The sequence below is a fragment of the Ginsengibacter sp. genome (assembly GCF_057362405.1).
Window position 1 is genome coordinate 1 of the sequence record NZ_JBMQQG010000130.1, and the last position, 23,095, is coordinate 23,095.

The window sequence follows — 23,095 nt, forward strand, 5'->3', positions numbered from 1 at the left end:
CCATGATGCATTTTGAAGGTGGGAATATCATTTGCCAATGCCAATAATTGTTGCCCGAGGCAAATGCCAAACAAAGGTTTTCTGGCCTGGAGAATTTCCTTGATTGTTTTTACTGCATAATGCAAAGGCTCCGGATCGCCGGGACCATTACTTATAAAATAACCATGAGGTGAAAACTTTTCAAGCTCGGCAAAATCTGTGTCGGCATTAAAAACTTTTACATACGCTCCTCTTTCCACCATGCAATTCAAAATATTTTTCTTAATTCCAAAATCGAGTACGGCTACCCGTAGGTTGCTATTTTCATCGCCCAATGTATAACTCTCCTTTGTTGAAACTGTAGAGGCAAGATCGAGGCCGTTCATAGATGGAACTTGAGAAAGTATCTTTTTAAGTTCTTCCAAATTATCGTTGTCGCTTGAAATAATACAGTTCATGGCACCCTGCTGGCGAATATGTATCACTAAAGCACGCGTGTCAATTTCATCAATTGCTACAATATTTTGTTTAATAAAATATTCCTGTAAAGAATCATTGGCGGCAAACCTTGAATATTGCTGTTCCAAATTTCTTCCAATAACACCTTTCACTTTTACAGAATCACTTTCTATATCACCATCCTTTACACCGTAATTTCCAATATGAACGTTATTCATTATGATCACCTGCCCATAATAACTTGGGTCAGTAAAAACTTCCTGGTAGCCGGTCATTCCTGTATTAAAGCAGATTTCACCTGTTGTGGTTCCAATTTTACCGAATGATTTTCCGTGAAAAATATTTCCGTCTTCTAAAATTAAAACGGCAGGTTGTAAGGATCTTGATTCAGACATGTATAAGGTTTTGCAAATAAAAGAAAATGTGAGCAGAATATATGAGCATACAGTTTTTTTTTCCTAACAATTAATTAAACAGGTATAAAAAAAATGTCCCGCCAGGCGGGACATGAAATAATATGTGAAATTAAATAGCAACTTTATTTACCTCCTAACAATTTATCCTGAAGTTCTTTCAATTCGTCCCACTTGTCAGCAGCCGCCAATTCAGCTTGTTGAGGCCATGTACCAGGATCTAAAGCATTAAAATGTCCGCCGGATTTTTCAAGAATATCTTTTAATTCTTCGGGTGTACTCTTTGCCATTTTTGCAAATGTTTTTATGCCACCATCCTGCAACGCTTCAGCAGCTTTAGGCCCAATGCCTTCAATCTTTGTAAGATCGTCTTGCTTTTTTGTCGATTTTGCTTTAACAGGTTCTTCAGCTACTTCAGCCTTAACCACTTCACTTGCGTCATTAGCCACAGCTTCAGTTGTTGCTTTTTTACGTCCACCTGCCCGACGTGTCTTTTTAGCAGTTCCAACAGCTTCACCTTTCCCTTTACCGTAGATTTCGTTATAATCTACCAATTCGATCATAGCAAGTTCTGCATTGTCGCCCACTCTCTTTCCCAGTTTAATAACCCGAGTATAACCACCAGGCCTGGATGCAATTTTAGCACTTATTACATCAAATAATTCCTTTACAGCATCTTTATCCTGTAAATGGCTAAATACAATTCTGCGTTGATGAGTAGTATTGTCTTTTGATTTTGTAATCAGTGGTTCAACATAGGGGCGAAGAGCTTTGGCTTTTGCTAATGTTGTTACGATTTTCTTATGCTGAAACAGCTGGCAGGCAAGATTGCTTAATAACGCCTTTCTATGACTTGCTGTTCTGCTTAAATTATTTCCTTTATCTCCGTGACGCATGACTGTTTTTTTGTAGGTTATACCGTGTCAGGAATTATAACCCTTGTTATAAATGAAGAATGCTGAATAGTTTACATTCAGCATTCAATTATGTATTACTCGTCGTCGAGTTTTAGTTTGCTAAGATCCATTCCAAATCCAAGGCCTCTTTCATTCAGCACCTGTTCAATTTCACTCAAAGATTTTTGACCGAAGTTTCTGAATTTCATAAGGTCTTCCTGCTCGTACTGAACCAATTCACTTAATGAATTAATTTTTGCAGCTTTCAAACAATTGAAAGCTCTTACCGAAAGATCCAAATCTTCCAACGGTGTCTTCAATACTTTGCGAAGTTGTAATGTTTGCTCATCAACCAAATCTTCTTTCTTCTCTTCTTTACTATCGAAAGTGATATTTTCATCGGTGATGATCATCAAATGCTGTATCAAAATTCTTGACGCTTGCTTCACTGCCTCTTCCGGATGGATAGTGCCATCTGTAACAACATCCATTACCAATTTTTCAAAGTCGGTTCTTTGTTCAACCCTTGTGTTTTCAATGCTATACTTTACATTTTTAATGGGCGTATAAATTGAGTCAACAGGAATGTAACCAAAGTGTGAACTCTTTTCCCTGTTTTCTTCTGCCGGAACATATCCACGTCCTTTACCGATGGTAATTTCAATCTCAAGTTTTGCAGAAGTATCCATGGTACAAATAAGCAAATCAGGATTCATAACCTGGTACGATGGAGAAGCCTCTCCGATCATTCCGGCAGTAAATTCAGATTTGTTTTTTAATGATAGACTGATTTTTTCTGTACCTGCATCATGATCCACTTTCTTTTTAAAGCGAACCTGTTTAAGGTTAAGAATAATTTCAGTAACGTCTTCAGTAACGCCTTTGATTGTAGCAAATTCATGGTCTGCCCCCGCGATATTGATCCCAACTATTGCATAACCTTCTAATGAATTAAGCAATACCCTGCGCAAGGCATTACCTATGGTTACACCATAGCCTGGTTCTAAAGGGCGAAACTCGAATTGTGCTTCAAAATCATTACTTTTTTGAAGAACGATTTTGTCTGGCTTTACAAAATTTAAAATGGCCATTTTTTATTTTGTTTTGATTTGATTTAATTATTTATTTGAACTTTTCAACCCGCTGTTCTTACTTACTATACAATTCTACTATCAATTGCTCCTTAATATTTTCGGGAACACTTTCTCTTTCAGGATAAGCGATAAAAGTTCCTTGCTTAGTTCCTTCGCTCCACTCAATCCAATTAAACTTTGGATTTTTTGGCCGGAGGTTTCCGGTAATAGAAGCATTATCAGCCGACTTTTCTTTTAAACCGATAATGTCACCCGGGTTCAGCGAATAAGATGGAATATTTACGACATGATTATTGACAGTAATGTGCTTGTGGGAAACCAGTTGCCTTGCGGCCTGGCGGCTTGGGGCAATACCCATACGATAAACTGTATTATCGAGCCGTGCTTCCAGAAGCTTAATAAGGTTTTCACCTGTTACACCTTTGCGGCGTGATGCTTCTGTAAATGTGTTACGGAATTGCTTTTCCAATACACCATACGTGTATTTGGCTTTTTGCTTTTCGCGAAGCTGTAATGCATACTCTCCAAGGCTTTTGCGCTTGCGTGCTGCACCGTGCATGCCGGGAGGATTACTGTTTTTTGTCAACCATTTCCCATTACCTGTAATGGGCTCTCCAAAGATTCTGGAGATTTTTGTTTTTGGTCCTGTGTACCGAGCCATAATTTATGTATTGATTTTTTAGTGTCGGCATATCATCGTTAAAAATCAAAAATTAATGATATACCCGGTTATGAAAATATGTAAGATGTACGATGTTTGATGTTTGATGTGTGATGTAAAATCGTACATCGTACATCCAACTTCGCACATAATATTAAACTCTTCTTTTCTTTGGAGGCCTGCAACCATTGTGAGGTAGAGGTGTTACGTCCTTAATCATCACAATCTCCAATCCTGATTGGGAAAGAGACCTGATGGCGCCTTCGCGGCCGGAACCTGGTCCTTTTACAAACACATCAACACGTTTGAGGCCTGCATCCAATGCAACTTTTGCTGCATCTGAAGCGGCCATTTGAGCTGCATAAGGAGTATTCTTTTTAGAGCCCCTGAAACCCATTTTACCTGCAGATGACCATGAAATAACCTGGCCTTGCTTGTTGGTTAAACTGATGATGATGTTGTTGAAACTTGCTACGATGTGAGCATCTCCGAATGCATCAACCTTCACAATTCTCTTTTTAGAAGAAGCCTTTGCGTTGGTTGTTGCTTTTACATTTGTTGCTTTTGCCATAATTGTATTAAAAGGTAATCTTAAAAAATTTTATCCCGATTGACCGGAATTGAATCTACCCTCCTACCGGCTTTTAGTTATCTGGGTTCAATTCAAAAAACAAGCCTTATAAAATTTCCTATAGGAAATTAATTTTAATTATTTCTTAGGTGCCTTCTTTTTACCGGCAACTGTTTTACGTTTTCCTTTGCGGGTGCGACTGTTAGTACGGGTACGCTGGCCACGCAATGGTAAACCCTTTCTGTGCCTGAGGCCCCTATAACAGGCAATATCCAGCAAACGCTTGATATTGGTTTGTACTTCACTTCTTAAAGCACCTTCTGTTTTAAATTCTCCACTAATTACATTTCGAATAGAAGTTTGCTCTTCATCATTCCACTCATTCACTTTTTTATCGTAGTTAACATTTGCCTTATCTAAAATATAACGGGCAGTAGAACGGCCAATTCCATATATATATGTAAGACCAATCTCTCCCCTTTTGTTTTTTGGTAAATCAATACCGGCAATACGAGCCATAATGTTTAAATTTAAATTCCAATGACCAAATCTCAAATCGCAATTTGGTTCTTGTTTTTTTTATTTTGTTATTTTTTATGATTATCCCTGCCGCTGCTTAAAGCGAGGATTTTTTTTGTTGATTACGTACAATCTTCCCTTGCGCCTCACAATCTTGCAATCAACACTTCTTTTTTTAATGGATGCCCTTACTTTCATGATTTCACTTTTTTATTTGCTTGTGATACCTTTTTATTTGTACCTGAATATGATACGCCCCCTCGATAAATCGTAAGGACTCATTTCCACTCCTACTTTGTCTCCCGGCAAAATTCTGATGTAATGCATGCGCATCTTGCCAGAAATAGTGGCTAAAATCTCGTGGCCGTTCTCAAGCTTAACCCTGAACATCGCGTTGGATAAGGCTTCCAGGATTGTACCGTCTTGTTTAATGAGTGCTTGCTTGGCCATATTGATTTTGGGAGCGCAAAGATAAGTTTAAATATTTTAATTTCACAAAAAAAGGCTTATTATTACAGTTACTTGCAAAAAATCCAGAATATGAAAATAAAAAACCTTTTACTTCCAGTAATTATACTTATTGCCATTTCCTGTAAAAAGAAATCTGTTACTACAACTCCACCAATGCAGCAGGATGTTTATATAACTACCACAGCCGGAAGCACGTGGAAATATCACCAGGTCGATTCATCCGCAGCCACACCGGTCAATTCTGATTACACCCTGACCTCGGCCCACAACGATACAACGATTAACAGCAAATCATATCATATATATACCAACTCTGGAGGCGGATCTCAATATCTCAATTTAACAGGGGATAATTATTATCAATTCGATTCTTTGCCAGCCGGTTTCGGCGCCACTGCCTTCGAAAATTTATACCTGAAAGTCAATGCGGACGTCGGTACTAAATGGACGGAAAATTTGAGTGTGACAGTTCCGGGTGTTCCCATTGCCGTTCCTCTCACTATTACCTATACTATAGCCGAAAAAGGAATTTCCAAAACGGTAAATAATCAACCTTATACCAACGTGATTCATGTGACGGCTTCCATTTCGTCCTCACTAATTCCGGCGAACGCTTTAACAAGTTCCATAAATATGTTTTACGCTCCTAAATATGGTATGATTGCTAATTCAACTATTATCAACCTGAATTATTCCGGTGTTGTTAAATACGCAAATATCAGCAGCCTGCTAACAAGCGCGACGCTTTTCTGATCAGATCGGATCGTCGGTAAGATGAACCTTGGTCATTTCCAGGTAATGATTTTGCAACTGATGAACAGATATGGGCTGCGTCATAATGCGCTTTTCGTCCCTGTACCAAATTTCAAAGTTTGAAAAGTTATCCGGCTGAGGAGTTTGAATCCGGAATGCCCCCTTCATATATTTTACGGAACCATCGTCGTTCACGTGCTTTGTAAATTTTAATTTTAGTAACTGATTTTCATCAAGAGGAAGCGGAAATAATTCTTCGCCCTTAAACCAAAAATCCTGCACACCATTGTACACACTAATTTCTTTTTCATCGTGATTGAAGTCTGTAACCTCACCAGCCCATGCCTGTCCGTCACTTTCGGCAAGTACATAATCTCCCGCCTTTAAATCGTTGAATTTTATCATATCAATTTTGTTTTATTGCTCAATTTAGGAAAAATTAGAATTATTTGTACAATCAGAAAATCGTTAATTCATAGATTACTCAAAAGTCAGCACATTTCTATACTAAGCTGAAAGTGGCGCCTACGTTAAAAAATAGCAGACTAATATAACCCTCCTACTCAGCCCAACTCATCACATAATTGTCATCCTCAATTTCAAGGGCCTGTTTTGTTAATTGTAGAGGATGAAAGGTGTCAACCATTACAGCAAGTTCTTTCGTTTCCTTCATTCCAATACTTTTATCAACAGCGCCCGGATGAGGCCCATGGGGAATTCCGCCGGGATGCAATGTCATCATACCCCTGGTAACATGTTTGCGACTCATAAAATCTCCATCAACATAATACAGCAGCTCATCGCTATCGATATTACTGTGGTTATATGGCGCGGGGATTGATTGCGGATGATAATCGTACATCCTTGGCACAAAAGAGCAGACTACAAAATTGTGGGCCTCAAACGTAAGATGCACAGGTGGTGGCTGATGGACCCGCCCGGTTATAGGTTCGAAATCATGAATGGAAAAAGCAAAGGGGTAACAACAGCCATCCCAGCCAACAACATCAAAGGGATGATGGAGGTAATGAATGCCATACATCATGCCTCTCTTTTTAGTCATAATTAGAAAGTCGCCCTTTTTATCAATGGTTTGTAAATTTTCCGGCTGTCGGATATCTCTTTCACAATAGGGAGAATTTTCCAGCAACTGGCCGTAATTGCTTAAATATTTTTTAGGATAACGCACAGGGCTAAACGATTCTACAATGAATAGACGGTTATCCTTTTTATTAAACTCAATTTGGTAAATGGAACCTCTTGGAATAACCAGGTAATCGCCATAAGCAAAAGCCAATTCCCCGTATTGCGTTTTTAGTTTGCCACTGCCTTCGTGTACAAAAATTATTTCATCTGCATCCGCATTCTTATAAAAATATTTTTGTATGCTTTTTTCCGGCGCAGCCAATGAAATATGGCAGTCGTTATTCACCAATACCGGTTTTCTGCTATCAATATAATCTTTCTCGGGTTTAATGTTAAAACCCTGGAAACTCCGATGCTTAAGCATTTTCTCTTCCGCCACTTCTGGCGCAACGGAATAAGGTTTATCGGTCTTTATAATCTGCGTTGGCGGATGGGTGTGATACAGCAATGATGAGTCTGACGAAAATCCTTCGGTTGAAAACAATTGCTCTGAATATAAATTACCATCCGGCTTGCGGAACTGGGTGTGGCGTTTATGGGGTATAGAACCTGATTTGTGATAATGTGGCATATCGATGAATTAAAAATTAAGAATTGAGGACTCGGACTATAATTCTCAACCGTTGGATAATTCTAAACTCATCATGAGAAAAAAATATTTCCAGGTTCTTTTATCAATATACCAGGTAAAGTTTCGGAAGAACGGCATCGTAAATTATTTGCTTTGTAAATTTACGGCTTATATTATACATCGTGACTAAGATCGGTTTATTATCAGATACACATCATTTTCTGGACCCCACCGTTGCTGAACATTTTAAAAACTGTAATGAAATATGGCATGCCGGCGATTTTGGAACAATCGAAATTGCGAGTGAGCTGGTAAGACAGTTGGCCACTTTGAGTAACCCGGCACCCACGCTAAGAGGCGTTTATGGAAACATTGATGGATATGACATAAGGAGCGTTTACCCCGAACAGTTAGTATTTATGTGTGAAGATGTGAAAGTGATGATGCGGCACATAGGCGGCTATCCGCCTCGTTACAATCCAGAAACTAAAAAAGAGCTGCTGATTCAGCGACCACAGCTTTTCATCAGCGGGCATTCACATATTCTTAAGATCATGTATGATGATAAATTAAATTGTCTCCACATGAATCCCGGTGCTGCTGGCAAGCAAGGTTGGCATAAAGTGAGGACGATCATTCGGTTTGTGATAGACCGAAAGGACATTAGAGATTGCGAAGTGATTGAGTTAAATTGAATCGGGTACTTGATTCTTGATACCTACAAATTTTTACCTTATACTTCACAACTACTTGCCGCCATTTGCGTGCAGGTCAGCTAAACATTGCGCATCAAGCGCAGGAATATTTCCTGTAACAACCAATCCGAAAAAATCACTTGTTTCTGTGGCGTAATACATAAGGCAGTTTTTAACGTTGCAATGTCTGCCGTGGCCATCATCTTTATGTTTTGTAAGCATGGGAGTTCCAAGGTCAACCAGGCCAAGTAGATGACCAAATTCATGTTCCGCCACGGCTGACTCAAGCTGCGTTCTGCTTAACTGCCCGATAGAGGACGAATTATCGAAAATGGTTTTGCCAAAAAGGCAAAGCGATGTGTTGCGATAGGCAACTCCAAGTGCAGACGCGTCACTATATGCACCGTCTGTAATTAAAACATAAACACCTAGCTGGTTAGCTGACGTAAAACTTGTCCGGTTCTTCTGTTCTATACCAGCAATGTCATTTATGGTATAAGACGCTTTATTGCCAGCAGGTATTTCCTTTTGCGATATTGCTATTCCCCCGGGCTTGTTTATTAAAGAATTTAAAAAAGTAGTAAGATTATTTAACGAGGCAACATCAGGAGCAAACCCCGTCATGTATTGTATTTCGATATTCATCTGCCTAAAATTTACCGAAGTAAGCAAGTCTCTGCCAGAAGAACCGGTAATCTTATCGTTAGCAGCATTGATGGCGGCTAGCCCGGTGCGATAATCAGTTTTTGAACAACCTGAAAAATAGAAAATAATTAATAAGCAGGTAGCAGCGACCTTGACAAATTTCGATCTGATACAGCTAAACTTTTTTACCATAAACTATTTGAAATTTTGCCTGTCTTCTCTTCAATTAAAATCGATAACTACAAGCTGGCATCGATACTTCATCAGGGCACCCAATCTGCAATAAAAATATTGATGCCTTGTCCACCGCCATTATTACGATTACTGCTAAACATTATTTTTTTACCATCAGGACTAAACATGGGAAATGCGTCAAAACCTTTATCCCTGCTTATTTTCTCCAGGCCACTACCATTAATATCTGTGATGTACATGTTAAAAGGAAAGCCTCTTGTATATTCATGGTTACTGCAAAAAATAATATGCTTTCCATCGGGCGTAAAATTGGGAGCCCAATTAGCCTTATCAAGAAAAGTAATCTGGTGTGCATCGCTACCGTCTGCGTTGGCAACAAATACTTCCATTGAAGTTGGTGCTACAAGATCTTGCGATAATAAATTTTTATAATCTTCAACTTCTTCCTGCGTCTTAGGGCGGCTCGCACGCCACACAATTTTAGTTCCATCGGGGCTAAACCAGGCACCGCCGTCATAGCCCAGTGTATTAGTTATTTGCTTAACATTTTTTCCATCAAGATCCATTGTATACAGGTCAAGGTCACCGTTACGCATAGACGTAAATACCATTTTGTCGCCTTTGGGAGAAATCGTTGCTTCAGCGTCGTAACCTTTTGCATTTGTAAGTTGTTGGATAATATTTCCATTAGTATCGGCCTTAAAAATATCGAAGCTTTCATACACTGGCCAGATGTATCGTTTCATTTTTTCTCTATCTGGTACTGGCGGACACTCTTTGGAAGCGAGGTGCGTGGATGCGTATAAAATATGTTTTCCATCGGGATAAAAATAAGAACAGGTAGTACGACCGGTACCGGTACTTACCAGTTTGGGAGTAAAAGGTTCATCTGCATTTTCCGGAATTTTCCCCATCCAAATCTGGTCGCACATGATTCCCTGCGTTTCATTTTTTCTCTGAAAAATAACATACTTGCCGTCAAAGCTAAAATAGGCTTCTGCATTATCGCCGCCAAATGTAAGCTGGCGCATATTTTTAAAATGATGCTCTTCAGCATAACGAAGCGTATCGACGTTATTAGTTGCTGAATTATTCAAATCAGTTTTGTTTTGAAAACTAAAACAGAAATACACAAAACTTATAAGTGGAATAAAAATTTTTGCCATACTATCTTTTAAAATGGCCTGTAATTTAGCCAAACTTTATATTTGCAATTCACGTTGATTAAAATAATGAAAATTCATTACAGTAAATTTGTGAGATGATGAAAACAATTTCAGGTATTGTAAGTTGCGTCATTTTTGTAATGTTTTTTTCATGTAACGACAACTCAAAGGATAAAACTCAGCCCGTTCTCCCTGCAAACTCGAAAGAATCTTTAAAAATAGCGATAAGAAAATATCCGGATTCTCTTATACTCGTGCAGAACCTGATTGAAGCATACAGTGACGAAGGTTCATATGATTCTGCATTGGCACTGATAGATGCGCAAATAAAAAAAGACAGTAATAATGCATACTTATGGAATATGAAAGCCACTTTGCATTTTGAAAACGACGATACCGTAAACGCCATAAATGCTTTGGAACACGCGGTCGATATTTACCCGTTACCTCAATACCTTGTAGCTCTTGGAACTATTTATGCTGAAGTAAAAAATCCTAAATCATTAATTATTGCTAATGGATTGTTGAAAGCCAATCGTGTAAAATCCGGGGCCGATGCGATGTTTTTAAAGGGACTGTATTACAGTTACAAAAACGATAAGCTTAAGGCCATTGATTATTTTGACAGCAGTCTCCACATGGATTTCACTTACATGTTTTCTTACCGGGAAAAAGCAATTGCTTTGTATGGCTTAGGAAAATACAGGGATGCCTTAGAGGTTTTAAAAAGAGCCGTAACGGTTCAAAATAACTTTGATGAAGGTTATTACTGGATGGGAAGATGCTATGAAAAACTGGATAATACGGATAGTGCCATCCAAAATTTTCAAATGGCGCTTTTATATGATAAGAATTTTGTTGAAGCACGAGCAGCGCTCGATAGCCTTCAAAATAAAAGTCAATAGATATAACAATAAACAATTCAAATTTTTAGGAAATGAAGGTTCGTAACAAATAACATTTAATAACTCATTCATGATACTTGCCCCTTCTTTATTAGCCGCTGATTTTTTACACCTTGCTGATGCCTGCAAATTAGTTAATGAAAGTGAAGCAGACTGGTTTCATCTCGATGTAATGGATGGAAGATTTGTCCCGAACATCAGTTACGGCATGAACATCATTAAACAACTAAAAAAAATTGGCACCAAATTCTTTGATGTTCATCTTATGATATTGGAGCCGGAAAAATATGCACATGAATTTAAGGATTCCGGCGCCGACGGACTAACGGTTCATTTGGAGGCGTGTACGAACTTGCACCGCAACATTCAGCAAATAAAAACCCTGGGTATGAAAGCCGGTGTTGCCATTAATCCGCATTCACCCGTGATACTTCTAAAAGACATTATTACCGATATCGACCTCGTAAACCTCATGAGTGTAAACCCGGGATTCGGCGCACAGACATTTATTCCTTATTCAATTCAAAAGATTAAAGATTTAAAAAAATTAATTGAAGAGACTGGTTCTTCCGCTAAAATTGAAGTTGACGGAGGTGTATCGTTACAAAATGCAAAAGAAATTTTGAATGCAGGCGCTGATGTACTTGTTGCAGGTAATGCGATTTTTGGTTCTGATGATCCGAAAGAAACGATAAGAAAATTTAAGACGATCTGAATAATTTCAATCTCAATATTCACAACTTACACCTACATTTTGTCATGTATTTGTTTTAACACATCCGCTGTTTGTTTTAGCCAGTTTGTTTGAGTTGTGTCCCAGTTATATTTTTTTGTAGTAACGGCATCTTCCATTATTTGTCTTGCTTGCAAAGCCTGCTCGTCAGAATAAAAACAATTGATCCATTTTTTATCAAGATGTTTTTCGGACATCACCAAAATGCCACCCTGGTACCATTTAAAACAAGTTGGCAATCCACTAAAGTTTACGTCGCTATTTTCACTTTCAGCATTGCCTGCAAACAGGTATTCATAAAACTGAACACATCCTTTCAACCTTTCATTTAATTCCTGCGGGCTTTCTATTTTGGACGGTCGTATTCTCCATTGGCTGTTTATTTTATTAAACGGGTTTAGTGACGCATCCGGCCAGAAAACATTATTACCTCTTACATAAAGTAAGGTAGTGCGGTCTTTTTCAACCCTGCGAAACTCCATCGTGTCGCCTTGTACATTCATTATCGTGTAAACTGCTTTTTTGCCGTCATCAAACAGGGCGTCAATTACTTTGCCTTTCAATGTGAATTTCCCATAGCGCATAGTCGCCATTGGACCTTCAAGAAAAGTTGAGTCGGTCATAAAAATAATACCGGGATAATTATAAACCCCTTCTTCCTGGTGATCGTACACATCTCTGAAAGTTGGGTTTTCAGCATCCGTAACTTCCCAATACTGACAAAGCTTGTGAAAAGGATCTCTTATTACCGGCTTCTTTTCATCTACAATTTTGTCATCTTTGTGTTGCTGCTGCATGGAACAATCAACGGGCAATAATGAAATAACAAATAAAAAAATAATGTATCTCTTTCTCATTTTTCAAAAATAATAAAATTGAAAGGGAATGGACAACATAATGTAATCCATAAAATATTATCTTCACTTTATGAGAATAGCTGCTTCCTTTATCCTTGTATTAATAACGCTTTCAGGCTTTTCACAAAAGAAGGCTGCTTATGTATCGGGTAAAGTAATTGATGAAAATGAGAACCCACTACCGGGCGTGAGTATTACCATATTAGGCAAACAAAAGGGTATCATCAGTTCCGATTCCGGCACCTACCGCATGAAAGTTCCCGCAGAAAAAGCATTTGCATTAATATTTTCATCTACAGGATACCGCGACGAGCAAAAGAATTTTTACCTGAGTGAGAACGAAGAAGAGCAACTAACGGTAAAGCTCGAACGAAATAGTAAAATTCTGAAAGATGTTGTGATAAATGATAAAAGGGAACGGACTGAAACGGGCCTGGTAAAAATAAATCCGAAAAGTACTACTACTTTACCAAGTGCAACGGGAGGCGTAGAGGCCCTCATTAAAATACTTGTAGGTAGTAACAATGAACTTACTTCCCAGTATTCGGTTCGTGGCGGCAACTACGATGAAAATCTTATTTATATAAATGATTTCGAAATTTATCGCCCATTTTTAGTTAGCAATGCGCAACAGGAAGGGTTAAGTTTTATAAATCCTGAACTTGCCAAAAATATCAGTTTTTATAATGGCGGTTTCCAGGCAAAATACGGTGACAAAATAAGCAGCGTACTAGATATTCAATACAAAAAGCCAACATCGTTTGGTGGCTCTGCTTACATAAGTCTTTTGGAACAAGGCTTCCATATTGAAGGCGCATCGAAAGATAAGAAACTCACGTGGCTGTTTGGCGTTCGCAGCAAAACCAACAAAGATTTATTAAGCAGCCAGGAAGTAAAGGGAAATTATATTCCTTCTGCTGCAGACCTTCAGGCTTTTATTACTTATAAACTTTCTGACAAATTACAACTCGAGTTACTGGGAATACTTTCGGGCTCTAAGTTTACTTTAGTTCCCCAATCTGCCGAAAAATCGACGGCCGTTTTCTCTCCATTATTTACAGCCGATCTCGCTCTTGATATATTTTTTGACGGACAGGAAAAGGATAATTACAGCACCAATCTTGTTGGCTTAAGTCTTAATCAAATAATAAATAAACGTGTTAAACTAAAATGGATGGCAAGCCATTATGGCGATAATGAAAATGAAAATTTTGATATCACCGGTGCTTATCTTTTTGGCGAAAGGGATTTTGATAAAACGAGCGCAAGCTATGGGCAAATAGTTAACCCGTTGGGTGCAGGCGTGTATCAAAATTATGCACGAAATGCATTGAACATAGATGTCTATAACATCAGCCACAAAGGAAGTTTTGATTTAGGAAAGCATTTTATACAATGGGGCGCCGGCATTGACCATACTATTATCCATGATAAACTAAATGAATGGGAATACCAGGATAGTGCGGAATATTCGTTGCCTTACAATCCTAACCAACTCAACCTTTACAAGGTATTAAAATCATCGACCAGTCTTTCGGTCGACAAGTATAGTGGTTATGTGCAGGATAATATTCGTTTAAGCGACTCCGTTAGAGATGCTACTTTGCAGGTGGGCGCCCGGTTTAACTATAACTCATTGAATCACGAGTTCATCGTGAGCCCCCGGGCTCAGTTTAGTTATAAACCCGCCTGGAAAAAAGACATGGTGCTAAAAGCATCCGCGGGAATATACGACCAACCACCTTTTTATCGTGAAATGAGACGATATGACGGAACCGTAAATAAGGCATTAAAAAGCCAGAAAAGCATTCAGTTTGTTGCCGGTTTTGATTATAACCTTTCTAACGGCGACCGGCCTATGCGCATAACTACGGAAGCATATTATAAATCTCTTACGGATGTGGATATTTATGACATCGATAATGTAAGAATACAATATTATGGAAACAATAATGCCAAAGCATATGCCACGGGGATTGAAACCCGCGTTTTTACTGAACTGGTAAAAGATGCAGAAAGCTGGTTTAGTATTGGATTAAGCAGCACAAAAGAAAATCTTAATAATGATTTTTACTTTACTTATAAAAATGCGGCAGGGCAGGTTATTACTTCCCAAACCAGCGACCAGGTTGTTGCAGATAGTGTAAAAACTGAAGTTGGTTATATAAGGAGGCCAACAGACAGGTTGCTTACGCTCGGCCTCTTCTTACAGGATTATTTAAGCACCAATAAAAATTTTCGGGTTCACCTTAATCTTATTTATGGCAGCAATATGCCTTATAACATCCCCAATAGCGTGAAGTATCGTAATGCATTAATTATCGAACCGTATATAAGAGCAGATGTCGGTTTTAGTGCGTTGCTGTTGAGTGATAAATCTTTGCGGCGCAGCCACTCTCCTTTTCGTGGCTTTGAAAATATATGGGCAAGCCTTGAAGTATTCAATTTAATTGATCGGGCAAATACTGTTTCCTATCAATTGATAAAAGATTTTGCTAATGATACATTTAGCATACCCACCCGGCTAACTCCAAGGCTTATTAATTTTAAATTACTGGCGAGGTTCTAAATAGCGTGTAATTTTGAACCGCTAATGCCTATTCACAATAATAAAAACTTATATTAAATAAGGAACAAAACAAGCCATTACATGAACGCACCGCATTTGGAAATTACACAAATAGAATTATACAAATTACTAATTCCGTTAAAAGAACCGTTTGTAATTTCACTTGGGGCCATTTACAATGCAGAAAATATAATCGTTATTATCAGGGCAGAAAATGGTATGGTTGGTTTTGGAGAATGCAGCCCATTCATGACCATTAATGGTGAAACCCAGGCTACCTGTTTTTTAATTGGCGAAATGCTTGCCAAAAAATTGAAAGGAAAAAATGCGTTGGATATTGAGAACTGTATGCAAGTGATGGATAAAACCATCTATGGAAACAGTAGTGTCAAAAGCGCATTTGATATTGCTTTGTATGATATTGCTTCACAACATGCAGGTGAGCCGCTGTATAAATTTCTTGGCGGGAAAAAAAATAAAAACTTAATAACAGATTACACGGTAAGCATTGGCGAACCTTCAAAAATGGCAGCAGATGCAGTGAAAATTAAGGACGCCGGGTATAGTGTTATTAAAGTAAAATTGGGAGAAAATAAACAAGCAGATGTAGAGAGAATAAAAGCGATCAGGAACGAGGTTGGAAAAAAAATACCGATACGCATCGACGCTAACCAGGGTTGGGATGTAAAGACTGCAGTAAAAGTATTAACAGCTTTAAAAGAATATAAAATTCAGTTTTGCGAAGAACCCATACCACGATGGGATTTTATGAACCTTCAAAAAGTAAGAAAGAAAGGTTCCATCCCAATAATGGCTGATGAAAGTTGTTGTGATCATCACGACGCAAAAAGATTGATTCAATTGAAGGCGTGTGATATGTTTAATTTAAAATTGGGGAAATCATCCGGTTTGTTTAAAGCGAAAAAAATAATTGCCCTGGCAGAGAAGGCAAATATGAAAATGCAGGTGGGTGGATTTATGGAGTCAAAAATTGCCATGACGGCAAATGCACATTTGGCATTAAGCAGCAAAAACATTTTGTATTGCGATTTTGATACGCCACTAATGTTTGAGAAAGATCCGGTAAATGGTGGAATCATCTATCAGCCCAATGGCGTAGTTAAGGTGCCGGATACTGTCGGCCTGGGAGCATGGATAGAAAAAGAGCAATTAGATAAATTGGAGAAAATCATCATTTAACATGTGTACTTTTCGCCGGCACAGAAAATAATTTCAATTGTTACCTGCTGCCTTTAGGACAATCAATTATTACGGCTGTTTAAAAAACTTTTTCGTGTGACCTTCTTCCGATCCTGCTTTATAATAACTTCGAAAATATTCGTCAGCCGACAAAACGCCGCTACCTTTTACTGCAAAAAGAATCAGCAAGATCAAGACTACCGCAGATAGAATTAGTTCAGATGTACTTTGGTTCAGTCCGTCTTTTGTATTTACAAAAAATACAGCTCCAAAAAGAATTGGTATCTGAACAAGGCACGATGTTTTTGTGAAGAGTCCGGCAATAATAAATAACCCTCCTAACAAATTAATATAACTTATCAGGAATGCCATCCATTCCGTATTTTTATCAACAACACCAATTGCCATTCTATGCAGCATTAATTGAAGGTCTGATGAATCACGAATGAAAGTAATTCCCTTCCAAAAAAGAATAAGGCCCAGCGCAATTCTTAGTATGGTTAGCCAACGCGGCTGGTCTATACTTGCTTTTTCTGTTATATCGATGTCTTTCATAATTATAGAATTTAATTGATAAACAAAATATTTTGAAACCTTACGAAGAATGTTATACCTAAAGTTAATAATTATGCATCCATTTTCAAAGACGTTCTTCTCTGCAAATGTTTTCTCAAATTCGTCTTTTCAACCAACGTCCATGAAAATATATTTCACAATTTTGGTTCCAATAATTTTATGTGCGGGGCTTTCATGCTCCCCGGTAAAACATTCAACCGTTAGTGAAAAAACCGGCACTTTAAAATTTCTCAGTGAATACGATGTTCCATCTAATTTGAATTATAGAAATACCATCATTGGCGGCCTTTCAGGAATAGATTATAATCCGGCGAGCAATGTTTATTATATGATTTCAGATGACAGATCTGAGAGGAATCCTGCACGATTTTATGAAACGCATATAATTATTAAAAACAACAAAATTGACAGCGTGGAATTTACCGGTGTAAAATTTCTAAAAAACAATTCGGGCAACAATTATCCCAATTCCAAAACCGATCCTTATCACACACCGGACCCGGAAGCATTACGCTACGATCCAAAAAATAATACAATGGTATGGAGCAGTGAAGGCGAGCGTGTTGTTAGGACTGACAAGTTGATTCTCGAAGATCCAGCTATAACCCAGATATTCACCGATGGAAATTACATAGACACTTTTCAGTTACCAACTCAATTACACATGCATTCTTATGAATCGGGGCCGCGCCAAAATAGTGTTTTTGAAGGAGTAACTTTTGCAGATGATTACAAAACATTATTTGTAAGCGTTGAAGAGCCTTTATATGATGATGGCTCACGGGCAGGTGTAAACGATTCTACAGCTATAACCAGGATACTGCAATTCGATATGAACTCAAAAAAAACCAAAGCGCAATATGCCTATGTGCTCGACCCGGTAGCCCATGCTCCGGAACCGGAAAATGCCTTTAAAATAAATGGAATCCCGGATATTTTATCTATAGAAAAAAATAAGTTCCTGGTTATTGAGCGCTCGTTTTCTGCTGGCAATCCTGCGTGTACTATAAAAGTCTTCCTCACAGATATTTCGTCGGCAGATAATATTGATACAATTGCTTCTTTAAAAAACAAGGCCAACATTAAACCTGCCTCTAAAAAGTTGTTACTAAATATGGATGACCTGGGCATTTACATTGACAATATTGAAGGTGTAACATTTGGGCCCATACTTCCTGGAGGGAAACGATCATTATTATTTATTGCCGACAATAATTTTAACCCGCTTGAAAAAACGCAGGTTTTATTATTTGAAATAAATTAATAAAATCTAAAGCATGAAGTTTATTATCACGCTGGTGAAATAATAAGAAGTAGCATAGCAGGCTGATAACAAAATAATACTCTTTGAGATAGTGAGCCACTTTTTCCTATCATTGAAAAAATTAAGATTAGTCCACACCATATATATACCTAATACGATTACTTCGATAGTTTTTTCATTATCTGATTTGAATAAATATAAAGCAAAATTGATAGGGATAATAACGAGCAGCCCAAACCCAAGGGCATACATAAATAAAACCAATGCCTCAGCATAATTAAATGCTTTGCTATTAAAGAGCAGCCATGTACAAAAAGCGTATAACGGAAGTAATAAAGATTGAAAAATTACAAAGTAATTTTTATAAAAGCTTTCCCTAACAATCTCAAAATGATTGTGATGGCCGTGAGGTACTGCGTTCACAAAATGTAATACAATGGCTGCTACACTTGCACAAATAAAAAATAAAGGAAAAGGCTTTTGATTCGTTTTTCTTTCACCCTGCAAATAATTTTTTTGCATAGTGCCGGGATGTACCGCCAGATTTTTTAAGGTATAAAAGAATCCTTTATCGGCATGGGTAAACGTATGCACCACTTCATGTAGAAGGGAGTGAATCGTAACTCTGTCAGTCTTATAAATCTCGCCGCAGTTAAAGCAATAGCTGCCATCTCCTTCAAGATTACAATGCTTACAAACCGGCATATTATTTATTATCAGTTGGCAGGCTTATCGGGCGCAGGTGGCCTTGGGCCTTCCTGGCGTGGAGGTATTTTTGATTCAGGATGGGAATCGCCTCTGTGGCAAGTATAACAAGTTACAGAACGTAGCATGTATTGTACATCTCCAACATCCGTTGCGGTATCCATCATCTTATGATCCATATCTTTATTCGCCATCGTATCATGGTCACCATCTTTATGAATACTGCTATCCATATCCATATCGTGGTCCATCATATCATGGTCCATTTTCATTCCTTTAAAATAATTCTTATTGATGTCAATGGCCATCAACATCATTTTACGGGCAATTTTTTTCTCCGGTTTATCATCACTGGCAAAATCCATTTTCTTTTCTTCTTCATTTCTAACATGACAAAAATTACATTTTACGCCCAGCGAAGCAGTAAAGTGATGCATGACGCTATCCAGGTCATGACCTGAAATATCTTTAGGTAAAATTTGCAGATTTTTAAAATGTGGCTCATACAAGGTAGTAAACGCCTGGAATATGATTACACTTGCTAAGCAGGATAGAATTACTAATAAACTTTTTTTCATATTGTCGATTTTGAATATCGAAAATATTGAAAATTCTACCATTGAAAAAAAACTATTATTTTTAGAGTACATTAAAATGACTTAATTAACATTTTTGACTTAGTGTTAATAACTAATTTAGTAAAGACGCTTATCAGAATTTTATATTTGAATAAGTGCTGAATGATTTTTAAAAATTTAAACGTAAACCCGATTGACCGAAACAATTATTAACCTCGAAACAGTAAATCCTATTGAATTTTTTGGAGTAAACAATGGAAAGCTCGATATCTTAAAAAAGAAATTTCCCCGTCTTAAAATTCTCAGTCGTGGAACCCAGATTAAGCTTAGTGGTGCACCTGAGCAAATTGAAGATGCGAGAGATAAAATAAATCTTGCCGTGCAATATCTTGAACGAAATGGCCATATGACAGAAAATTACCTCGAGCAGATACTCGGAGGTGATGACGAGAAAACCATTGACAATTTTATCGAAAGAAATCCTAACGATATATTAGTTTTTGGCCCGAACGGAAAAACAGTACGGGCTCGAACTGCCAATCAAAAACTAATGGTAAGTTCCGTTGATAAAAATGATATTGTCTTCGCTATAGGCCCCGCGGGTACCGGTAAAACATATACAGCTGTTGCCCTTGCTGTGAGGGCGCTTAAAAATAAGCAGGTAAAAAAAATAATCTTAACAAGGCCTGCGGTCGAGGCAGGAGAAAATCTTGGATTTCTCCCGGGCGATCTTAAAGAAAAGATTGATCCTTATTTAAGACCACTTTACGATGCGCTCGATGATATGATACCTGCCGACAAGTTGGGTTATTATATGACGACACGGACCATCGAGATAGCTCCACTTGCGTATATGCGTGGCCGTACGCTCGACAATGCTTTTATTATTTTGGATGAAGCGCAGAACTCTACTGACCTGCAACTTAAAATGTTCCTGACCAGGATAGGTGCCAACGCGAAAGCCATTATTACGGGAGACGTTACGCAGATAGATCTTCCGCCGAAAATAAGAAGTGGCTTGGAAAAGTCGGTAAGAATTCTAAGGAACATTGATGGAATAGGCCATGTTGAGCTCGACGAAGAAGACGTGGTAAGACATAAACTCGTAAAAGCAATTATAAGGGCATACGACAAAGAAAAAATAAAAGAAATGGAAGATCATAAATAAATTTCTTCTGAAAATATAAGTTATAAAAAAAGGCGGCGGCAAGGCCGCTTTTTCTATTTAATACCCGATGAAGGATGAATTTATTGCAACAAGTAATTTGCAAAAATTAATAAATTAGCGTTTACATTTGCCAGATTTAAAAAATCAATTATTTATGAAGCGGATTTTTTTATTTTCATTGACAGCCTTATTAATAAGTTTGGCAGGTTGCAAATCCGGTGCATACAAAGATCCAAAAACAGTGCTTTCCAACTTCTTCGATGCTATGGCAAAGAAAGACTTTACTGAAGCCAAAAAGTATACAACGGACGATAGCGAACCAATGATGAACATGGCACAAATGGCTATGCAAAACATGAATGACGACAGTTCACGGATATTACAATACCGGAAAGAAAATATTGAAATCGAAGATGCAGTTATCAATGGAGATAATGCAACAGTCCCGGTGAAAGACAGGAAGTCCGGAGAAGTCATCGATTTTACTCTAAAGAAGGAGAACTCACAATGGAAAGTATCAGTTAACCTCCCAACTATTTTACAAATGGCACGAAAAAAAATGAAAGAGCATGGCATGGATGGAATGATCGATTCTCTCGGAAACATCAATGGCATGTCAGTACCCAACATTGATTCTATTTCAAAAGAAAAAATGGAACATGCGCATAAAATGATCGACAGCATGAATAAAATCCTCAAGGATGCAAAATAGGTTTTCAATTCAAATTATTTAAAATATTACTCCCATATAACGGGAGTTTTTTATTTACAGAAGAAAGATAATTACCTTAGTTTCTAAAATACCCAATGAACAAAATATTAATTAGCACGCTGGCTATAATTATTACTATCACAGCTTGCAACCATTCTTCTAAAGTAAGCAGGAAAGACCCACTCGAATCGGGCAGGGGATTTATTGAATCATCTTTGAAAGGTGATTATGACGAAGCCAAAAAATATCTTTTGCAGGATAGTACCAATATGCAATATTTTGAGGGCCTCGAAGATTTCAACAGTAACAGAAGTGATATTGAAAAAGAAGGATACAAAAATGCCAATATCATAATTGATTCAACACAACAATTATCCGATTCAGTTACCATCATCACCTATTCTAACACCTACAAGAATAAGCCATCGAAATTAAAGATGGTAAAGAAAAATAATGAGTGGCTTGTTGACTTTAAATACACTTTCAATACCAACCTGTAATTTTTTAATAATAAAGAATGTTATAAACCCGGCGGAATGAAGATAATTTTAGCAATTGGAATTGGAAGTTGTATAGGTGGCATTTGCCGATACCTGTTATCCCAGTTTGTGCAAAACAAATTTCTTTCCACATTTCCTTTTGGAACCATGAGTGTTAACATAATAGGTTGCCTTCTTATTGGTATTATTTTTGGCCTTAGCGAAAGAGGCCACTTCACGGCAGAATGGAGACTTTTCTTAGTAACGGGATTTTTAGGAGGATTTACCACCTTCTCTTCTTTTTCAAATGAAACCGTTGGCATGCTTCGCGATGGTCAAATATGGCCTGCTTTCACATACATGGCAAGTAGCGTTGTTTTCGGTTTACTGGCAACTTTCGTTGGCATTTCATTAATTAAATTTTTGTAAAATGGAAAATAATCCGAATGCAAAATTGCTGAGAATTTTCGTCGGGGAATCGGACAAGGCAGGCCATCAGCCCCTTTATGAAGCTATCGTCTTTGAGGCAAAAAAACAAGCGCTTTCCGGTGCAACAGTCACCCGGGGAATTATGGGTTTCGGCGCCAACAGCAAAGTTCATACAGCGAAACTTTTTGAAATTTCTGCTGATTTACCTTTGGTTATCGAAATTGTTGACACCGAAGAAAAAATAAGGGAGTTTACTAAAACAGTGGAACAACTATTTGAACAAACAAAATCAGGCGGGTTAATAACATTAGAAAAAGCAGAGGTCATCCGGTACCGTGCAGGTAGAAAATAAATAAAGGTTATTTGCACTAAGTATTTTGAATCAGATCCGTTATAACGCGATAAGTTTTCCTGCGGAGCCGCTGAGCCCACACTGGAAATTGCTTCGTGACCGTTGTGCCTCTGTGGGATCCCTCAAATAAAATTACAATAACACCAGATTAATGGTAAATTGTTCTTTATAACTTTAAAAAAAATAAACATGTACGTCTTACATCCCTGGCATGGCGCCCACTATGGAGTGGAAGCTCCGCACCTGGTAAATGCCCTTATCGAAATACCGGAAGGCTCTAAATCAAAATATGAAATTGATAAAAAAACCGGGTTGCTAAAATTAGACCGTGTAA

General features: G+C 37.8%; 29 protein-coding genes. 13 read left to right on the forward strand and 16 right to left on the reverse strand.

Annotated features, from left to right (window positions below; genetic code table 11):
• The 8 genes from carA to infA form a co-directional block, all read right to left on the reverse strand.
• Positions 1-833 (reverse strand): glutamine-hydrolyzing carbamoyl-phosphate synthase small subunit (gene carA, locus ACO1O5_RS10685; RefSeq protein WP_486270039.1); only part of this gene is annotated, 833 nt, incomplete at its 3' end.
• Positions 834-976: 143 nt separating this feature from the next.
• A complete protein-coding gene (gene rplQ / locus ACO1O5_RS10690) occupies positions 977-1,747 on the reverse strand; it encodes a 50S ribosomal protein L17 (protein WP_486270041.1) in 771 nt (256 codons plus the stop codon).
• A 95-nt stretch (positions 1,748-1,842) separates the two neighbouring features.
• Positions 1,843-2,838: a DNA-directed RNA polymerase subunit alpha gene (locus ACO1O5_RS10695; RefSeq protein WP_486270043.1), complete on the reverse strand. Its 996-nt coding sequence runs from the start codon at positions 2,836-2,838 to the stop codon at positions 1,843-1,845.
• 58 nt (positions 2,839-2,896) lie between these two features.
• A complete protein-coding gene (gene rpsD, locus ACO1O5_RS10700; RefSeq protein WP_486270045.1) occupies positions 2,897-3,502 on the reverse strand; it encodes a 30S ribosomal protein S4 in 606 nt (201 codons plus the stop codon).
• Positions 3,503-3,656: 154 nt separating this feature from the next.
• On the reverse strand, positions 3,657-4,073 hold the full coding sequence (gene rpsK, locus ACO1O5_RS10705) for a 30S ribosomal protein S11 (protein ID WP_486270047.1): 417 nt from the start codon (positions 4,071-4,073) through the stop codon (positions 3,657-3,659).
• Positions 4,074-4,211: 138 nt separating this feature from the next.
• Positions 4,212-4,592, reverse strand: coding sequence for a 30S ribosomal protein S13 (gene rpsM, locus ACO1O5_RS10710; RefSeq protein ID WP_486270049.1), 381 nt, complete (start codon positions 4,590-4,592; stop codon positions 4,212-4,214).
• Between the two features lie 81 nt (positions 4,593-4,673).
• Positions 4,674-4,790, reverse strand: a complete 117-nt coding sequence (ykgO, locus tag ACO1O5_RS10715; RefSeq protein ID WP_083243899.1) for a type B 50S ribosomal protein L36 — start codon at positions 4,788-4,790, stop codon at positions 4,674-4,676.
• 33 nt (positions 4,791-4,823) lie between these two features.
• Positions 4,824-5,042, reverse strand: a complete 219-nt coding sequence (gene infA, locus ACO1O5_RS10720; RefSeq protein WP_150415914.1) for a translation initiation factor IF-1 — start codon at positions 5,040-5,042, stop codon at positions 4,824-4,826.
• 90 nt (positions 5,043-5,132) lie between these two features.
• Here infA and ACO1O5_RS10725 point away from each other — a divergent pair, with 90 nt between their 5' ends.
• Entirely contained in the window at positions 5,133-5,816 is a 684-nt protein-coding gene (locus tag ACO1O5_RS10725) for a hypothetical protein (RefSeq protein ID WP_486270052.1), read from the forward strand.
• Here the strand turns inward: ACO1O5_RS10725 and ACO1O5_RS10730 are convergent, their stop codons facing one another.
• Positions 5,817-6,221 (reverse strand): hypothetical protein, encoded by a 405-nt coding sequence (locus ACO1O5_RS10730; protein ID WP_486270053.1) that lies wholly within the window; start codon positions 6,219-6,221, stop codon positions 5,817-5,819.
• A 154-nt stretch (positions 6,222-6,375) separates the two neighbouring features.
• Positions 6,376-7,533 carry a homogentisate 1,2-dioxygenase gene (locus ACO1O5_RS10735; protein ID WP_486270055.1) on the reverse strand — a complete coding sequence of 386 codons (1,158 nt, stop codon included), beginning with the start codon at positions 7,531-7,533 and terminating at the stop codon, positions 6,376-6,378.
• A 182-nt stretch (positions 7,534-7,715) separates the two neighbouring features.
• Here ACO1O5_RS10735 and ACO1O5_RS10740 point away from each other — a divergent pair, with 182 nt between their 5' ends.
• On the forward strand, positions 7,716-8,228 hold the full coding sequence (locus ACO1O5_RS10740; RefSeq protein ID WP_486270057.1) for a metallophosphoesterase family protein: 513 nt from the start codon (positions 7,716-7,718) through the stop codon (positions 8,226-8,228).
• Between the two features lie 51 nt (positions 8,229-8,279).
• On the opposite strand, the gene ACO1O5_RS10745 is transcribed toward ACO1O5_RS10740, so the two are convergent.
• Both ACO1O5_RS10745 and ACO1O5_RS10750 read right to left on the reverse strand, forming a co-directional pair.
• On the reverse strand, positions 8,280-9,065 hold the full coding sequence (locus ACO1O5_RS10745; protein ID WP_486270059.1) for a M12 family metallo-peptidase: 786 nt from the start codon (positions 9,063-9,065) through the stop codon (positions 8,280-8,282).
• A 71-nt stretch (positions 9,066-9,136) separates the two neighbouring features.
• Positions 9,137-10,234: a TolB family protein gene (locus tag ACO1O5_RS10750; RefSeq protein WP_486270060.1), complete on the reverse strand. Its 1,098-nt coding sequence runs from the start codon at positions 10,232-10,234 to the stop codon at positions 9,137-9,139.
• Between the two features lie 98 nt (positions 10,235-10,332).
• On the opposite strand from ACO1O5_RS10750, the gene ACO1O5_RS10755 reads away from it, so the two are divergent.
• Positions 10,333-11,139, forward strand: a complete 807-nt coding sequence (locus tag ACO1O5_RS10755; RefSeq protein ID WP_486270062.1) for a tetratricopeptide repeat protein — start codon at positions 10,333-10,335, stop codon at positions 11,137-11,139.
• A 70-nt stretch (positions 11,140-11,209) separates the two neighbouring features.
• The gene (rpe, locus tag ACO1O5_RS10760) at positions 11,210-11,854 is read left to right on the forward strand and encodes a ribulose-phosphate 3-epimerase (protein WP_486270064.1); all 645 of its coding nucleotides are present in this window, start codon (positions 11,210-11,212) and stop codon (positions 11,852-11,854) included.
• 32 nt (positions 11,855-11,886) lie between these two features.
• Here the strand turns inward: rpe and ACO1O5_RS10765 are convergent, their stop codons facing one another.
• On the reverse strand, positions 11,887-12,729 hold the full coding sequence (locus ACO1O5_RS10765) for a hypothetical protein (protein WP_486270065.1): 843 nt from the start codon (positions 12,727-12,729) through the stop codon (positions 11,887-11,889).
• 70 nt (positions 12,730-12,799) lie between these two features.
• Here ACO1O5_RS10765 and ACO1O5_RS10770 point away from each other — a divergent pair, with 70 nt between their 5' ends.
• Positions 12,800-15,298, forward strand: a complete 2,499-nt coding sequence (locus ACO1O5_RS10770) for a TonB-dependent receptor (RefSeq protein ID WP_486270066.1) — start codon at positions 12,800-12,802, stop codon at positions 15,296-15,298.
• Positions 15,299-15,379: 81 nt separating this feature from the next.
• Positions 15,380-16,498, forward strand: coding sequence for a mandelate racemase/muconate lactonizing enzyme family protein (locus ACO1O5_RS10775; protein ID WP_486270067.1), 1,119 nt, complete (start codon positions 15,380-15,382; stop codon positions 16,496-16,498).
• Between the two features lie 69 nt (positions 16,499-16,567).
• Here the strand turns inward: ACO1O5_RS10775 and ACO1O5_RS10780 are convergent, their stop codons facing one another.
• The gene (locus tag ACO1O5_RS10780; RefSeq protein WP_486270068.1) at positions 16,568-17,053 is read right to left on the reverse strand and encodes a DoxX family protein; all 486 of its coding nucleotides are present in this window, start codon (positions 17,051-17,053) and stop codon (positions 16,568-16,570) included.
• 142 nt (positions 17,054-17,195) lie between these two features.
• On the opposite strand from ACO1O5_RS10780, the gene ACO1O5_RS10785 reads away from it, so the two are divergent.
• A complete protein-coding gene (locus tag ACO1O5_RS10785) occupies positions 17,196-18,338 on the forward strand; it encodes an esterase-like activity of phytase family protein (protein WP_486270069.1) in 1,143 nt (380 codons plus the stop codon).
• 6 nt (positions 18,339-18,344) lie between these two features.
• Here the strand turns inward: ACO1O5_RS10785 and ACO1O5_RS10790 are convergent, their stop codons facing one another.
• Both ACO1O5_RS10790 and ACO1O5_RS10795 read right to left on the reverse strand, forming a co-directional pair.
• The gene (locus ACO1O5_RS10790; protein ID WP_486270070.1) at positions 18,345-19,043 is read right to left on the reverse strand and encodes a DUF3667 domain-containing protein; all 699 of its coding nucleotides are present in this window, start codon (positions 19,041-19,043) and stop codon (positions 18,345-18,347) included.
• An 11-nt stretch (positions 19,044-19,054) separates the two neighbouring features.
• Positions 19,055-19,621, reverse strand: coding sequence for a c-type cytochrome (locus tag ACO1O5_RS10795; protein ID WP_486270072.1), 567 nt, complete (start codon positions 19,619-19,621; stop codon positions 19,055-19,057).
• A gap of 193 nt (positions 19,622-19,814) precedes the next feature.
• On the opposite strand from ACO1O5_RS10795, the gene ACO1O5_RS10800 reads away from it, so the two are divergent.
• From ACO1O5_RS10800 to ACO1O5_RS10825, 6 genes are all read left to right on the forward strand, one after another.
• On the forward strand, positions 19,815-20,789 hold the full coding sequence (locus ACO1O5_RS10800; RefSeq protein ID WP_486270073.1) for a PhoH family protein: 975 nt from the start codon (positions 19,815-19,817) through the stop codon (positions 20,787-20,789).
• Between the two features lie 154 nt (positions 20,790-20,943).
• Positions 20,944-21,501: a nuclear transport factor 2 family protein gene (locus tag ACO1O5_RS10805; protein WP_486270074.1), complete on the forward strand. Its 558-nt coding sequence runs from the start codon at positions 20,944-20,946 to the stop codon at positions 21,499-21,501.
• Positions 21,502-21,596: 95 nt separating this feature from the next.
• Positions 21,597-22,001: a hypothetical protein gene (locus tag ACO1O5_RS10810; RefSeq protein WP_486270075.1), complete on the forward strand. Its 405-nt coding sequence runs from the start codon at positions 21,597-21,599 to the stop codon at positions 21,999-22,001.
• Positions 22,002-22,037: 36 nt separating this feature from the next.
• The gene (gene crcB, locus ACO1O5_RS10815; protein WP_486270076.1) at positions 22,038-22,409 is read left to right on the forward strand and encodes a fluoride efflux transporter CrcB; all 372 of its coding nucleotides are present in this window, start codon (positions 22,038-22,040) and stop codon (positions 22,407-22,409) included.
• 1 nt (position 22,410) lies between these two features.
• Positions 22,411-22,761, forward strand: a complete 351-nt coding sequence (locus ACO1O5_RS10820) for a DUF190 domain-containing protein (protein WP_486270078.1) — start codon at positions 22,411-22,413, stop codon at positions 22,759-22,761.
• 189 nt (positions 22,762-22,950) lie between these two features.
• Positions 22,951-23,095 (forward strand): inorganic diphosphatase (locus tag ACO1O5_RS10825; RefSeq protein ID WP_486270079.1); only part of this gene is annotated, 145 nt, incomplete at its 3' end.

Excerpts from the sequence above, each read along its gene's own strand:
- rplQ (WP_486270041.1), bottom strand. The coding sequence starts at position 1,747 with ATGCGTCACGGAGATAAAGGAAATAATTTAAGCAGAACAGCAAGTCAT.
- ACO1O5_RS10695 (WP_486270043.1), bottom strand. The coding sequence starts at position 2,838 with ATGGCCATTTTAAATTTTGTAAAGCCAGACAAAATCGTTCTTCAAAAA.
- rpsD (WP_486270045.1), bottom strand. The coding sequence starts at position 3,502 with ATGGCTCGGTACACAGGACCAAAAACAAAAATCTCCAGAATCTTTGGA.
- rpsK (WP_486270047.1), bottom strand. The coding sequence starts at position 4,073 with ATGGCAAAAGCAACAAATGTAAAAGCAACAACCAACGCAAAGGCTTCT.
- rpsM (WP_486270049.1), bottom strand. The coding sequence starts at position 4,592 with ATGGCTCGTATTGCCGGTATTGATTTACCAAAAAACAAAAGGGGAGAG.
- ykgO (WP_083243899.1), bottom strand. The coding sequence starts at position 4,790 with ATGAAAGTAAGGGCATCCATTAAAAAAAGAAGTGTTGATTGCAAGATT.
- infA (WP_150415914.1), bottom strand. The coding sequence starts at position 5,042 with ATGGCCAAGCAAGCACTCATTAAACAAGACGGTACAATCCTGGAAGCC.
- ACO1O5_RS10725 (WP_486270052.1), top strand. The coding sequence starts at position 5,133 with ATGAAAATAAAAAACCTTTTACTTCCAGTAATTATACTTATTGCCATT.
- ACO1O5_RS10730 (WP_486270053.1), bottom strand. The coding sequence starts at position 6,221 with ATGATAAAATTCAACGATTTAAAGGCGGGAGATTATGTACTTGCCGAA.
- ACO1O5_RS10735 (WP_486270055.1), bottom strand. The coding sequence starts at position 7,533 with ATGCCACATTATCACAAATCAGGTTCTATACCCCATAAACGCCACACC.
- ACO1O5_RS10745 (WP_486270059.1), bottom strand. The coding sequence starts at position 9,065 with ATGGTAAAAAAGTTTAGCTGTATCAGATCGAAATTTGTCAAGGTCGCT.
- ACO1O5_RS10750 (WP_486270060.1), bottom strand. The coding sequence starts at position 10,234 with ATGGCAAAAATTTTTATTCCACTTATAAGTTTTGTGTATTTCTGTTTT.
- ACO1O5_RS10755 (WP_486270062.1), top strand. The coding sequence starts at position 10,333 with ATGAAAACAATTTCAGGTATTGTAAGTTGCGTCATTTTTGTAATGTTT.
- rpe (WP_486270064.1), top strand. The coding sequence starts at position 11,210 with ATGATACTTGCCCCTTCTTTATTAGCCGCTGATTTTTTACACCTTGCT.
- ACO1O5_RS10765 (WP_486270065.1), bottom strand. The coding sequence starts at position 12,729 with ATGAGAAAGAGATACATTATTTTTTTATTTGTTATTTCATTATTGCCC.
- ACO1O5_RS10770 (WP_486270066.1), top strand. The coding sequence starts at position 12,800 with ATGAGAATAGCTGCTTCCTTTATCCTTGTATTAATAACGCTTTCAGGC.
- ACO1O5_RS10775 (WP_486270067.1), top strand. The coding sequence starts at position 15,380 with ATGAACGCACCGCATTTGGAAATTACACAAATAGAATTATACAAATTA.
- ACO1O5_RS10780 (WP_486270068.1), bottom strand. The coding sequence starts at position 17,053 with ATGAAAGACATCGATATAACAGAAAAAGCAAGTATAGACCAGCCGCGT.
- ACO1O5_RS10785 (WP_486270069.1), top strand. The coding sequence starts at position 17,196 with ATGAAAATATATTTCACAATTTTGGTTCCAATAATTTTATGTGCGGGG.
- ACO1O5_RS10790 (WP_486270070.1), bottom strand. The coding sequence starts at position 19,043 with ATGCCGGTTTGTAAGCATTGTAATCTTGAAGGAGATGGCAGCTATTGC.
- ACO1O5_RS10795 (WP_486270072.1), bottom strand. The coding sequence starts at position 19,621 with ATGAAAAAAAGTTTATTAGTAATTCTATCCTGCTTAGCAAGTGTAATC.
- ACO1O5_RS10805 (WP_486270074.1), top strand. The coding sequence starts at position 20,944 with ATGAAGCGGATTTTTTTATTTTCATTGACAGCCTTATTAATAAGTTTG.
- ACO1O5_RS10810 (WP_486270075.1), top strand. The coding sequence starts at position 21,597 with ATGAACAAAATATTAATTAGCACGCTGGCTATAATTATTACTATCACA.
- crcB (WP_486270076.1), top strand. The coding sequence starts at position 22,038 with ATGAAGATAATTTTAGCAATTGGAATTGGAAGTTGTATAGGTGGCATT.
- ACO1O5_RS10820 (WP_486270078.1), top strand. The coding sequence starts at position 22,411 with ATGGAAAATAATCCGAATGCAAAATTGCTGAGAATTTTCGTCGGGGAA.